The organism is Streptomyces sp. DT190 (assembly GCF_049846985.1).
Taxonomy (GTDB): Bacteria; Actinomycetota; Actinomycetes; order Streptomycetales; family Streptomycetaceae; genus Streptomyces.
In genome coordinates this window covers 17,475-30,454 of the sequence record NZ_JBNCNM010000006.1, presented here as the reverse complement: position 1 = coordinate 30,454, position 12,980 = coordinate 17,475, and the positions used below count along the sequence as shown (strand labels likewise).

10 protein-coding genes and 1 pseudogene are annotated in these 12,980 nt (G+C 73.5%); 1 reads left to right on the top strand and 10 read right to left on the bottom strand.

The window, feature by feature from the left end:
• Positions 1 to 23: 23 nt before the first annotated feature.
• The 9 genes from ACPXCS_RS13170 to ACPXCS_RS13130 form a co-directional block, all read right to left on the bottom strand.
• Complete coding sequence (locus ACPXCS_RS13170; RefSeq protein ID WP_425947053.1) at positions 24 to 635, bottom strand: TetR/AcrR family transcriptional regulator; 612 nt, start codon at positions 633 to 635, stop codon at positions 24 to 26.
• The gene (locus tag ACPXCS_RS13165) at positions 623 to 1,357 is read right to left on the bottom strand and encodes an enoyl-CoA hydratase family protein (protein ID WP_425947055.1); all 735 of its coding nucleotides are present in this window, start codon (positions 1,355 to 1,357) and stop codon (positions 623 to 625) included. The genes ACPXCS_RS13170 and ACPXCS_RS13165 overlap by 13 nt, the downstream gene beginning before the upstream one ends.
• Entirely contained in the window at positions 1,354 to 2,922 is a 1,569-nt protein-coding gene (locus ACPXCS_RS13160; protein ID WP_425947057.1) for a 4-coumarate--CoA ligase family protein, read from the bottom strand. Before ACPXCS_RS13160 ends, ACPXCS_RS13165 begins: the two co-directional genes overlap by 4 nt.
• Before the next feature lie 30 nt (positions 2,923 to 2,952).
• Entirely contained in the window at positions 2,953 to 4,089 is a 1,137-nt protein-coding gene (locus ACPXCS_RS13155) for an acyl-CoA dehydrogenase family protein (RefSeq protein WP_425947058.1), read from the bottom strand.
• A 43-nt stretch (positions 4,090 to 4,132) separates the two neighbouring features.
• The gene (locus tag ACPXCS_RS13150) at positions 4,133 to 5,983 is read right to left on the bottom strand and encodes a biotin carboxylase N-terminal domain-containing protein (protein WP_425947060.1); all 1,851 of its coding nucleotides are present in this window, start codon (positions 5,981 to 5,983) and stop codon (positions 4,133 to 4,135) included.
• 8 nt (positions 5,984 to 5,991) lie between these two features.
• The gene (locus ACPXCS_RS13145) at positions 5,992 to 7,590 is read right to left on the bottom strand and encodes an acyl-CoA carboxylase subunit beta (RefSeq protein ID WP_425947062.1); all 1,599 of its coding nucleotides are present in this window, start codon (positions 7,588 to 7,590) and stop codon (positions 5,992 to 5,994) included.
• Positions 7,587 to 9,200 carry an acyclic terpene utilization AtuA family protein gene (locus ACPXCS_RS13140; RefSeq protein ID WP_425947112.1) on the bottom strand — a complete coding sequence of 538 codons (1,614 nt, stop codon included), beginning with the start codon at positions 9,198 to 9,200 and terminating at the stop codon, positions 7,587 to 7,589. Before ACPXCS_RS13140 ends, ACPXCS_RS13145 begins: the two co-directional genes overlap by 4 nt.
• 86 nt (positions 9,201 to 9,286) lie before the next feature.
• Complete coding sequence (locus tag ACPXCS_RS13135; protein ID WP_425947064.1) at positions 9,287 to 10,081, bottom strand: TIGR03084 family metal-binding protein; 795 nt, start codon at positions 10,079 to 10,081, stop codon at positions 9,287 to 9,289.
• 157 nt (positions 10,082 to 10,238) lie between these two features.
• A complete protein-coding gene (locus tag ACPXCS_RS13130) occupies positions 10,239 to 10,766 on the bottom strand; it encodes a TetR/AcrR family transcriptional regulator (RefSeq protein WP_425947114.1) in 528 nt (175 codons plus the stop codon).
• A gap of 192 nt (positions 10,767 to 10,958) precedes the next feature.
• On the opposite strand from ACPXCS_RS13130, the pseudogene ACPXCS_RS13125 reads away from it, so the two are divergent.
• A pseudogene (locus tag ACPXCS_RS13125) lies at positions 10,959 to 11,816 on the top strand (NAD(P)-dependent oxidoreductase); the annotation flags it as partial.
• Between the two features lie 18 nt (positions 11,817 to 11,834).
• On the opposite strand, the gene serC reads toward ACPXCS_RS13125, so the two are convergent.
• The gene (gene serC / locus ACPXCS_RS13120; RefSeq protein ID WP_425947066.1) at positions 11,835 to 12,953 is read right to left on the bottom strand and encodes a phosphoserine transaminase; all 1,119 of its coding nucleotides are present in this window, start codon (positions 12,951 to 12,953) and stop codon (positions 11,835 to 11,837) included.
• Positions 12,954 to 12,980 lie beyond the last annotated feature (27 nt).

The window sequence follows — 12,980 nt, the reverse complement described above, 5'->3', positions numbered from 1 at the left end:
CGCCCGGGCGTGGTCGCCCGCGGTCAGCCCAGGGCCTCGTCCAGCAGCCGGGCCCACTGGGCGACCACCCGGTCGCGACGCGTGGCGTCGTCCGTGAGGAGGTTGGCCAGGCCCAGGCCGCGGGCCATGTCGAGCAGGCCCTGGACGGTCTCGCGGACGCCGGGGACGGATTCGTCGGCGGCGAGCAGGTCGACGGCTATGCGGTGGGTCTCGCGGCCCACGCGGGATTCCAGTTCGGTGACGCGGGGGCGGAGCTGCTCCTCGTCGGAGGCGGCCACCCACAGGTGGAGGGCCGCGCGGAACAGCGGTCCCGTGTAGAGGTCGACCAGGGCCGCGACCACCGCGTGGCGGTCCCCGGCGGCGCCCTCGGGGAACAGGGCCCGCAGGGCGGTGGAGCGTTCCTCGGCGACGTACTCGACGGCCGCCGTGAAGAGGTCCTCGCGGGTCGGGAAGTGGTGCTGGGCGGCGCCCCGGGAGACACCGGCCCGTTCGGCCACGACGGAGACCGTCGACCCCGCCCAGCCGTGCTCGGCGAGGCAGGACACGGCGGCCTCCAGGAGCCGCTGCCGGGTGGCCCGGCTGCGGTCCTGCTTGGGGACTCTCTCCGCACGGTCGGCCGTGCTCACACCACCCATGCCGCATCCCGTCGTTCGAGGAAGGCCGTCATCCCCTCGCGTGCCTGCGGGGAGGCGAACAGCCGGGCCGAGAGCGCGGTCAGGTCCGCCGCCTCCCGGTCGAAGGCTTCCAGCACCCTAGCCGTGAGCAGCCGTTTCGTCTCGGCCAGGGCGTCGGGAGCCGCTCTGCGCAGGCCGTCGAGGACGGGGGCGAGGACCGTGTCGACGTCCTCGGCGTACGCGGTGAGCAGGCCCGTCGCGGTCGCCTCGGCGGCGTCGAAGCGCTCGCCGGTGAGGTAGTGGCGGGCCAGTGCGCGCGGGTCGGCGCGGGGCAGCAGCGGCAGGGAGATGATCGCGGGGGCGACGCCGATGCGGACCTCCGTGAAGGCGAAGGTGGCCGCGGTGGAGGCGACCGCGATGTCGCAGGCGGCCAGCAGACCGAGGCCGCCCGCGCGGACGTGCCCGGTGACGCGGGCGACGACGGGCTTGGGCAGTTCCACGATCCGGCGCAGCAGGGCGACCAGCGCCCCGGGGTCGGGCGGGTCCCTGAGGTCGGCACCGGCGCTGAACGTGGTGCCGGTGTGGGTGAGGACCACCGCGCGGACACCGGGGTCCCGGCCGGCGTCCGCGAGCGCGTCGGACAGCTCGCCCACCAGGGCCGCCGACAGGGCGTTGCGGCGCTCCGGGGCGTCCAGGGCCAGGGTCTGGACGGCACGCGCGCGGCTGCGGGCGATCAGGTTCATGCGCTCTCCCTGAGCTGTCGGCGCAGGATCTTGCCGGAGGCCGCGCGCGGGACGCCGTCGATGAAGGTGACCTGGCGTATCCGCTTGTAGGGGGCCACGCGCTCGGCGACGTACATCTTGATCTCCCCGGCGGAGAGTCCGGCGGCGGCCTGCTGGCGGACCACGTAGGCGTGCGGGACCTCGTTGCCGTCGTCGTCGTAGGTGCCGATGACGGCGGCGTCGGCGATGCCGGGGTGGGTGAGCAGCAGCGCCTCCAGTTCGGCCGGGGCGACCTGGAAGCCCTTGTACTTGATGAGCTCCTTGACCCGGTCCACGACGAACAGCCAGCCGTCCGCGTCGACATGGCCCACGTCCCCGGTGTGCAGCCAGCCGTCGCCGTCGACCATCGCGGCCGTGGCGTCGGGGCGGCCGAGGTAGCCCTTCATGATCTGCGGGCCGCGGATGAGGATCTCGCCGGACTCGCCGGCGGGCAGGTCCCGGGTGGGGTCGTCGAGGGAGACGATGCGCATCTCGGTGCCGGCGATCAGTTTGCCGACGGTGCCGGGCGGCGCGTCGCGCATGGCGTCCAGCGGCACGACGTGGGTGCCGGGCGACAGTTCGGTCATGCCGTAGGCCTGGCCGACGGGCGGCAGGCCGAGCCGTGCGGAGCAGGCGGCGGCGAGGCGGGCGTCCAGGGGCGCGGCGGCGCTGACGATGTACTGCAGCGACGACAGGTCGTACCGGGCGACGGCCGGGTGCTTGGCGAGGGCCAGGACGATCGGCGGGGCGACGTACAGCGCGGTGATGCGGTGGTTCTGGATCGCCGCGAGGAACTGCTCCAGGTCGAAGCGCGGCAGGACCACGACCGTGGCGCCCTGGCGCAGGGGCGCGTTCATCAGGGCGGTGAGGCCGTAGATGTGGAAGAAGGGCAGCACCGCGAGGACGCGGTCGCCGGGGCCGGCGGGGATCGCCGGGGCGAGCTGGGCGAGGTTGGTGGCGATCTGCCGGTGGGTGAGCATCACGCCCTTGGGGGTGCCGGTGGTGCCGGAGGAGTACGGCAGGGCGGCGACGTCCGCGGCGGGGTCGACGGCGATCCGGGGCTCGGGGGCGGTGGTGGCCAGCATGTCGATCAGGGAGCGGTGGCCCCGCGCGCTGTCGCACACGAAGATCTCGCGTACGCCGCCCGCGAGTTCGGCGGCCCGGCGGGCGATGTCCAGCAGCGGCGAGACGGTGACGATCCAGCGGGCCGCGCAGTCGCCGAGCTGCTTGGCGAACTCCTGGGCGGTGGCGAGCGGGTGCACGGTGGTGACGGTGGCACCCGCGCGCGTGGCGGCGTAGAACGCGGTCGGGAAGGCGACGGTGTTGGGGCTGTGCAGGGCGAGGACGTCGCCCTTGCGGACGCCGGCCTCGGCGAGGGCGGCGGCGACGCGCCGGTGGAACCGGTCCACCTGCTCGTACGAGAGGGTGGTGCCGTCGGTGCCGTCGACGAGGGCCGGGGCGTCGCCGAACTCGGCGGCGCGGGCCAGGACGGCGTCGTGGATGGGCAGGTCGACGGGCGGGACGTCTGCGTACTCGCTGCGGAACATGCGGGGTTCCTCCTCGCGGCGCGGTGCGTCTCAGTACGACTTGGGCAGGCCCAGGGTCTGGTGGGAGACGTAGTTGAGAATCATCTCCCGGCTGACCGGGGCGATACGAGCCACGCGCGAGGCCGTTATCAGCGAGGCGAGGCCGTACTCGCGGGTGAGGCCGTTGCCGCCGAGGGTGTGCACGGCCTGGTCGACGGCCCGCACACAGGCCTCACCGGCGGCGTACTTGGCCATGTTGGCGGCCTCGCCCGCGCCCATGTCGTCGCCCGCGTCGTACAGGGCGGCGGCCTTCTGCATCATCAGACGGGCGAGTTCGAGGTCGATGTGCGCCTGCGCGAGAGGGTGGGCGATGGCCTGGTGGGCGCCGATGGGGGTGTTCCAGACGGTGCGGTCGCGGGCGTATCCGACGGCCTTGGCCAGGGCGTGGCGGCCCATGCCGATCGCGAAGGCGGCCGTCATGATGCGCTCGGGGTTGAGGCCGGCGAACAGCTGCAGGAGTCCGGCGTCCTCGTCGCCGACCAGCGCGTCGGCGGGCAGGCGTACGTCGTCCAGGACCAGCTCGAACTGCTTCTCCGCGGCGTGCAGTTCCATGTCGATGGGGCGGCGGCCGAAGCCGGGGGTGTCGCGTGGGACGATGAACAGGCAGGGCTTGAGGCGGCCGGTGCGGGCGTCCTCCGTGCGGCCGACGATCAGGGTGGCGTCCGCGATGTCGACGCCGGAGATGAACACCTTGCGCCCGGTGAGGATCCAGCCGCCGGTGTCCCGGTCGCGGCGGGCGGTGGTGGTGATGCGGTGGCTGTTGGAGCCGGCGTCGGGCTCGGTGATGCCGAAGGCCATGCGGCGGGTGCCGTCGGCGAGGCCGGGCAGCCAGGCCCGTTTCTGGGCGTCGGTGCCGAAGCGGGCGATGACCGTGCCGCAGATCGCCGGTGAGACCACCAGCATGAGGAGGGGGCAGCCGGCGGCGCCCAGCTCTTCGAGGACGATGGACAGTTCGGAGATGCCGCCGCCTCCGCCGCCGTGCGCCTCCGGCAGGTTGACGCCCAGGTAGCCGAGTTTGCCCGCCTCGGACCAGAGGTGGTCGGGGTTGCCGCCCCGGCCGTGGCGTGCGCCGAGGGCGGCGACTGCCGAGCGGAGGGCCTTGTGCTCGTCGGTTTCGATCGTGGGCATGTGACTCCTTCGTCGTGGCCGGTCGCGCAGTTCCCCGCGCCCCTTACGGGGCTTCCTCCACCACTGCCAGGAGCACGCCCGGCTCGACCTGTCGTCCGGGCACGGCGTGCAGCTCGGTCAGCGTTCCTGTCACCGGGGCGGTGATCCTGTGCTGCATCTTCATCGCCTCCAGCCAGAGGAGGGGCTCGCCGGCCTTCACCGGTGTCCCCGGCGTGAGTCCTTCGGCGACGCGGACGACCGTGCCCGGCATGGGGGCCAGGAGGGAGCCGGGGGCGTGCTGGGCGGTGGGGTCGGGGAAGCGGGGCAGGGCCGTCAGGGCGGTGGCGTCGACCCACACCCGCTCGCCGTGGCGGGCGACCTCGAACCGGCGCCGCACCCCCTCGACTTCGAGGATCACGAGGCCCGCGTCGGCGTGCACCACCCGCACCCCGTCCGCCTCCAGGCCCTGCCGGGTGTGCCGGTAGCGGACCTCGTGCTCCTCCCCCGCCATCAGGTAGCGCTTGGTCTGCGGCTGGGAGGGGACGTTGCGCCAGCCGCCGAAGCCCGGGCGGGAGCGCGCGCCGGCGTCGGCGAGGGCCGCGGCCAGGGGGGCGTACGGCTCGGGGGCGGGCGCGGTCAGGTCCGCGAGGTGGCGGTCGTAGAAACCGGTGTCCATGCGGGCCGCGGTGAACTCCGGGTGGCGCAGGGAGCGCACCAGCAGGTCGCGGTTGGTGACGGGGCCGTGGATCGCGGCCCGTTCCAGGGCGGAGGCCAGCTTGCGCAGCGCCTCCGCGCGGGTGGGCGCGTGGGCGACGGCCTTGGCGATCATCGGGTCGTAGTGGACGCCGATGGTGTCGCCGTCCGTGTAACCGGTGTCCAGGCGGACCGCGCCGGGGACCGACAGGCGGTGCAGGGTGCCCGTCTGCGGGGACCAGTCGCTCGCGGGATCCTCGGCGTACAGCCGGGCCTCCACGGCGTGGCCCCGGGCGCGGGGCGGCTCGGGGTCGAGGGCGTGCCCCTCGGCGACACGGATCTGCTCCGCCACCAGGTCGACGCCGAACACCGCCTCGGTCACCGGGTGCTCGACCTGGAGGCGGGTGTTCATCTCCAGGAAGTGCGCCGTGCCGCCGGCGACGAGGAACTCGACCGTGCCGGCGCCGACGTAGTCGACGGCCCGGGCGGCCCGCACGGCCGAGGCGTGCAGTTCCTCCCGCAGCGCGCCGGGCAGACCGGGGGCCGGTGCCTCCTCGATCACCTTCTGGTGGCGGCGCTGCAGGGAGCAGTCGCGGGTGCCCAGCGGCCAGATCGTGCCGTGTGTGTCGGCGAGGATCTGCACCTCGACGTGGCGGCCGCGCTCCACGTACGGCTCGACGAAGACCTCGCCGTCGCCGAAGGCGCTCACGGCCTCGGCGCGGGCGGCGGCCAGTTCGCCCTCCAGGTCCGCCAGGCGCCGTACGACGCGCATGCCGCGGCCGCCGCCGCCCGCCGCCGCCTTGACCAGCACGGGCAGGTCGGCCTCGGTGACCTCCGTGAGGGGCGCGATGCCCAGGAGCTGCTTGGCGCGGGTCTTGGACGCCATCGCCTCGATGGCCTCGGGGGGCGGGCCGATCCAGCGCAGGCCGGCGTCCAGGACGGCCCGGGCGAAGCCGGCGTTCTCGGAGAGGAAGCCGTAGCCGGGGTGCACCGCGTCCGCGCCGGCGGCCAGGGCGGCCTTCACGACGAGGTCGCCGCGCAGGTAGGTGTCGGCGGGCGTGTGCCCCGGGAGGCGGACGCTCGCGTCGGCCACGCGCGCGTGGAGGGCGCCGGCGTCGGCGTCCGAGTGCACGGCGACCGTGCGGATGCCCAGCTCGCGGCAGGTGCGGAAGACGCGGCAGGCGATCTCGCCCCGGTTCGCGACCAGCAGGGTGGTGATCATCTGTTGCCTCACATCCGGAAGACGCCGAAGCCGCCGCGGGCGCCCTCGTAGGGGGCGGTGTGGATCGCGGACAGGCACAGGCCGAGAACGGTGCGGGTGTCGCGCGGGTCGATGACGCCGTCGTCGTACAGCCGCCCGGACAGGAACATCGGCAGCGACTCGGACTCGATCTGCTGCTCCACCATGGCGCGCAGCGCCGCGTCGCCCTCCTCGTCGTAGGGCCGGCCCTTGGCCGCGGCCGACTGGCGGGCGACGATCGACAGCACGCCCGCGAGCTGCTGCGGGCCCATCACGGCCGACTTGGCGCTGGGCCAGGCGAACAGGAAGCGCGGGTCGTAGGCGCGGCCGCACATGCCGTAGTGGCCGGCGCCGTAGGAGGCGCCCATGAGGACCGACAGGTGCGGGACGCGGCTGTTGCTGACGGCGTTGATCATCATGGCGCCGTGCTTGATGATGCCGCCCTGCTCGTACTCCTTGCCGACCATGTAACCGGTGGTGTTGTGCAGGAAGAGCAGCGGGATGTCGCGCTGGTTGGCGAGCTGGATGAACTGGGCGGCCTTCTGGGACTCCTCGCTGAACAGCACGCCTTGGGCGTTGGCGAGGACGCCGACCGGATAGCCGTGCAGGGTGGCCCAGCCGGTGGCCAGGCTGGTGCCGTACAGCGGCTTGAACTCGTCGAAGTCGGAGGCGTCGACGACACGGGCGATGACCTCCCGCGGGTCGAAGGGGGTCCTCAGGTCGCCCGGGACGATGCCGAGGAGCTCGTCCGCGTCGTACTTCGGCGGTTCCGCCGGGCCCGGATCACCGTAGGCCTTGCGGTGGTTGAGGCGGGCGACCACGCGGCGGGCCTGGCGGAGCGCGTCGTGCTCGTCGGCGGCGAAGTAGTCGGCGAGGCCCGACACGCGCGCGTGCATCTCGGCGCCGCCCAGGGACTCGTCGTCGCTCTCCTCCCCCGTCGCCATCTTCACCAGCGGCGGACCGCCGAGGAACACCTTGGCCCGCTCCTTGACCATGATCACGTGGTCGGACATGCCGGGGATGTAGGCGCCGCCCGCGGTGGAGTTGCCGAAGACGACCGCGACGGTCGGGATGCCGGCCGCGGACAGCCGGGTGAGGTCCCGGAAGACGGCACCGCCGGGGATGAAGATCTCCTTCTGCGACGGCAGGTCGGCGCCGCCGGACTCCACCAGGCTGATGCAGGGCAGCCGGTTGGCGAGCGCGATGTCGTTGGCGCGCAGGGCCTTCTTCAGCGACCAGGGGTTGCTCGCTCCGCCGCGCACGGTCGGGTCGTTGGCGGTGATCAGGCACTCGACGCCCTCGACGACCCCGATGCCGGTGACCAGGGAGGCGCCGACGGTGTAGTCGCTGCCCCAGGCGGCCAGCGGGGACAGCTCCAGGAAGGGCGTGTCGGGGTCGAGCAGCAGCTCGATCCGCTCGCGGGCCAGGAGCTTGCCGCGCTCCCGGTGCCGTGCGACGTACTTCTCACCGCCGCCCGCCAGGGCCTTGGCGTGCTCGGCGTCGAGTTCGGCGAGCCGGGCGAGCATCGCCTCGCGGTTGGCCCGGTAGTCGGGTCCGGCGGTGTCGAGCGCGGAGGTCAGGACGGTCACAGCAGGGCCTCCGGTAGGTCGAGGTGGCGGGAGCGCAGCCATTCGCCGAGCGCCTTGGCCTGCGGGTCGAAGCGGTGCTGGGAGGCGACGCCCCGGCCGAGGATCCCCTCGACGACGAAGTTCAGGGCGCGCAGCCCCGGCAGCACGTGCCGGGTCACCTTCAGCGGGCGGCTCTCGGGGATCAGCTCCCGGAACCGCTCGACGGTCAGCTCGTGCGCGAGCCACCGCCAGGCGTCGTCCGTGCGGACCCAGACGCCGACGTTGGCGTTGCCGCCCTTGTCGCCGCTGCGGGCCCCCGCGACCCGTCCGAGCGGGGCGCTCCGGCGCGGCCCGGGCGGGAGCGGCTCCGGCAGGGGCGGCTCCCGGACGTCGTCGAGCACCCGGGTGTCGTGGGGCGGCGGCACGGTGACCCGGCGTCCGTCATCGAGGACGGCCACATGGTCGGCTCCCTCCTGGGGAACGGCCACATCCTCGAACACCCCATAAGGAGCGCCCTTTCCCGGTGGTGCCAGCACATGGAAGCCGGGGTAGCTGGCCAGCGCCAGCTCCACCGCGGCGCCGCTCAGCGCACGGCCCACGGCCTGCTGCTCGGGGTCGCGCACGACCAGCCGCAGCAGCGCGCTGGCCCTCTCCTCGGTGTCGGCGTCGGCCCGGTCGGTGCGGGACAACTCCCAGCGCACGTCCGCGACCTCGCGCAGCGCGTCGTCCATCTGGTCCCGTACCAGAGCGGCCTTGTCCTCGATGTCGAGGCCGGTGAGTACGAAGACGACCTCGTTGCGGAAGCCGCCGAGCTTGTTGAGCCCGACCTTGAGGGTGGGCGGGGGCGCCTCCCCGCGCACGCCCTCGATCCGCACCCGGTCCGGCCCGTCCGGCCCGAGGCGCACCGTGTCGAGCCGGGCGGTGACGTCCGGACCGGCGTAGCGGGCCCCGGCCGTCTCGTACAGCAACTGGGCGGTGACCGTGCCGACGTCGACGAAACCGCCGGTGCCGGGGTGCTTGGTGATGACGCAGCCGCCGTCCTCGTCCAGCTCGGCGATCGGGAAGCCGGGGCGGCGGACGTCGCCGTCGCGGAAGAAGGCGTAGTTGCCGCCGGTGGCCTGCGCCCCGCACTCCAGGACGTGCCCGGCGACGACGGCACCCGCGAGCCGGTCGTGGTCCGCCGGGGTCCAGCCGAAATGGGCGGCGGCGGGCCCGGTGACCAGGGCCGCGTCGGTCACGCGCCCGGTCACCACGAGGTCGGCGCCCTCGCGCAGGCAGGCGGCGATGCCGAACCCTCCGAGGTAGGCGTGGGCGGCGAGGCTCCCGGGGTGCGCGGCGGTGAGGTCGTCGCCCTCGACATGGGCGACCCGCACGGGGATCCCGAGCCGCTCCGCCAACGCCCGTACGGCGTCCGCGAGTCCAGCCGGATTGAGCCCGCCCGCGTTGGCGACGATCCGCACGCCCCGTTCGTGCGCGAGGCCGAGGCACTCCTCCAGCTGCCGCAGGAAGGTGCGGGCGTATCCGGCGCCCGGGTCCTTGAGCCGGTCCCGGCCCAGGATGAGCATGGTCAGCTCGGCGAGGTAGTCGCCGGTGAGGACGTCGAGTTCGCCGCCGGTGAGCATCTCGCGCATGGCGTCGAAACGGTCGCCGTAGAAGCCGGAGGCGTTGCCGATGCGCAGGGGTTCCGGGCGGGTCCGCGCACCGGTGGGGACGGTCGTCACGAGGTGGCTCCCTTCGGCGGGCGTCCGCTCCCCGGCGGTCCGGCGAAGGCCTGCGCGAGGCCCAGCCAGCGGTCGGCGTCGGGTCCGTCGGCGCGCAGGGTCAGATCGTCGCGGTGGGCGCGCTGGGTGACCAGGAGGCAGAAGTCGAGGGCGGGGCCGGTGACGCGCTGCGCGGCGTCGTCGGGCCCGTACGTCCACAGATCACCGGAGGGCGCCCGGAGTTCGACGCGGAAGGGCTCGCCGGGCGGAGTCAGCCCGTGCGCGCCGAAGGCGAAGTCCCGGGTCCGCACCCCGAGCCAGGCCACATGCCGCAGCCGGTCGGTGGGTGGGCGCACCACACCCAGGGCGTCGGCGACATCCTGCCCGTGGGCCCAGGTCTCCATCAGCCGGGCCGTCGCCATGGAGGCGGCCGACATGGGCGGCCCGTACCAGGGATAGCGCGCCTTGGGCGGTGCGGCGCGCAGGGCCTCCTGAAGCGCCGTGCGGCCCTCGCGCCAGCGGGCGAGCAGGACGTCGGGCGGGAGCGCCGCACCCTCCTCGGCGCCCTCGTCGACGAACGCGTCCGGCGCCGCGAGGGCCTTCTCGACCAGGGCGTGGAAGCCGTCGGCGTCGGTGACCGCGAGCAGGGCCGAGTGGTCGGTCCAGGCCAGGTGGGCGATCTGGTGGGCCACGGTCCAGCCGGGCGCGGGGGTCGCGAGCGCCCAGTGCCGCGCGTCCGACCCGGCCACGAGGCGGTCGAGTTCCTCGCTCTCCTCGCGCAGATCGTCGAGCACGGACGTCGAATCGGACACGGTGCGCTCCCCTCGGACCACAGGCCACGGCGGTGTGCGGGACGGTGCGACGTGCTGAGGAGCATGGCAGCGGACCCGGAAACAATCAAGCATGCTTGCATGAAAATATGCCCAGGCCGGGTGAAGGGCGGTGCCGGGGGGGGACGCCGAGGGGGGGTCAGTCTCCGCGGTACGAGGCGATCAGGCGGGACAGGTGGCGGCCCGCGAGGTCCAGTGGTGTGGTGCTGCGGGCGACCTGGGCGGCCAGTTCCGCGCCCTCCAGGGTCGCGATCACCGTGTGGGCCAGCTCCTCGGCGTCGGTCTCGGCGAAACCGGCCGCGACCAGCCTCTCGGCGACCACCTTCCGCCAGCGCGCGAACGCCTCCGCCGCCGCCCGCTGGATGCCGGGCGCGCCGGCCGCCGTGCCGACCGCGGCGGAGGTGACCGGGCAGCCGTCGAGCCAGTCGGAGTCGCGCAGCCCTTCAGCCAGGGACGCGGCGAGGGCGAGGAGGGCCCGCTCCGGGTCCGGTTCCGCGTCGAGCGTCTCGCGCAGCAGTTCGGTGAACTCCTCGTCGCCGAGCCGCACGGCCGCCGCGCCGAGCTCCTGCTTGCCGCCGGGGAAGAAGTGGTAGACGGATCCCAGCGTCGCACCGGCCTCGCGGGAGATCTGCTTGATGCCCGTGCCCTCGTAGCCCTGGCGCTGCATCAGGCGGGACGCCGTGCGGACGATCCGCTCGCGGGTGCCGGCGGTTTCGAGGTCGTGCGGGGCCCTGGTCTTCACGCACCCACTCTATCGAGCTAGAGCGATCGCTCCAGTGGCTGTGCTACGTTCCTCTCTGGATAGAGCGTTCGTTCTAGCCGTGATCAGAGTGGTCACAGTGATCAGAGGGGGATCTCCATGAGCACGTCCGTCACCGTCATCGGCCTCGGCCCCATGGGCCGCGCCATGGCCGGCGCCTATCTCGACGCCGGTTACCGCGTCACCGTGTGGAACCGCACCGCGAGCCGCGCCGACGAGCTGGTCGCGCGGGGCGCGGTGCGGGCCGCCAGCGTCGAGGAGGCGCTGGCGGCCAACGAGGTGGTGGTGCTGAGCCTCACCGACTACGCCGCCATGTACGCCCTCCTGGAGCCCGCCACCGCGGCCCTGCGCGGCCGCGTCCTGGTCAACCTCAGCTCGGACACCCCGCAGCGGGCCCGGGAGGGAGCCGCCTGGGCGGAGAAGCACGGGGCGCGCCAGCTCACCGGCGGGGTGCAGACCCCGCCCTCCGGCATCGGCCAGGCCGGGTCCGACACCTTCTACAGCGGCCCCCGGGACCTCTTCGACGCCTGCGCTGAAACGCTCCGGGTCCTCACGGGCACCGACTACCTGGGCGAGGACCCGGGTCTGGCCGCGCTGTACTACCAGCTCCAGATGGACCTGTTCTGGACCACCCTGACCGCCTGGCTGCACACCCTGGCGGTGGCGGACGCGCACGGCATCAGCGCCTCGCGGTTCGCTCCGTACGCGTCCCGGACCCTGGGCGGGATGGACCGGTTCCTCGACTTCTACACGCCCCGGATCGAGGCGGGGGTGCACTCCGGGGACGTCGAGCGGATCTCCATGGCCGTGGCCAGCATGGACCACGTCGTGCACACCACGCGGGACTCGGGGGTGGATGCGGCGCTGCCCGCCGCCGTGCTGGAGGCGTTCCGCCGGGGGGCGGCCGGGGGGTACACGGAGGACAGCCTCACGCGGCTGTTCCAGGTGTTCGGGCGGGGCGCGTACGGGAGCAGGTCAGAGCTTGTCGATCACGTAGTCGACGCACTTGGTGAGCGCCTCGACGTCCGCCGGGTCGATCGCCGGGAACATCGCGACGCGCAGCTGGTTGCGGCCGAGCTTGCGGTAGGGCTCGGTGTCGACGATCCCGTTGGCGCGCAGCACCTTCGCGACGGCGGCGGCGTCGACCTCGTCCGTGAAGTCGATCGTGCCGATGACCTGCGAGCGCTTGGCCGGGTCGGTGACGAACGGGTTCGCGAACTTGACGTCCTCGGCCCAGCCGTACAGCGTCCGCGCGGAGGTGGCGGTGCGGCGCACCGACCAGTCCAGGCCGCCCTGGCCGTTGATCCACTCCAGCTGCTGGTTCAGCAGGAAGAGGGTGGCCAGCGCCGGGGTGTTGTACGTCTGGTTCTTGCGGGAGTTGTCGATCGCGGTGGGCAGCGAGAAGAACTCCGGGACGTGGCGGCCGGAGGCGTGGATCCGCTCGGCGCGCTCGATGGCGGCCGGGGAGAACACGCCGATCCACAGGCCGCCGTCGGAGGCGAAGGACTTCTGCGGGGCGAAGTAGTAGACGTCCGTCTCGCTGATGTCGACGGGCAGGCCGCCGGCACCCGAGGTGGCGTCGACCAGGACCAGGGCGCCCTCGTCGGCGCCGGCCACGCGCTTGATCGGCATGGCGACACCGGTGGAGGTCTCGTTGTGGGTGAACGCGTAGACGTCCACGCCCGCCTCGGCGACCGGCTCGGGGTGGGTGCCCGGGTCGGCGGAGATGACGTCCGGGTCGGCCAGCCACGGGGCGAGCTTGGCGGCCTTGGCGAACTTGGAGGAGAACTCGCCGAAGCTGAGGTGCTGCGACTTGTTCTCGATCAGGCCGTGCGTCGCGATGTCCCAGAACGCCGTGGAGCCGCCGTTGCCGAGGACCACCTCGTAGCCGTCCGGGAGCTGGAACAGCTCACTGATGCCCTCGCGCACCTGGCCGACCAGGTTCTTGACGGGAGCCTGACGGTGGGAGGTGCCCAGGAGGGAGGTGCCGGTCGCGGCGAGGGCGTCCAGCGCCTCCGTCCGCACCTTGGAGGGGCCCGCGCCGAAACGTCCGTCCGCGGGCTTGATGTCAGAGGGAATCCGGATCTCAGCCACGGAGGGGAGCGTAGCCGTTCACAGAAA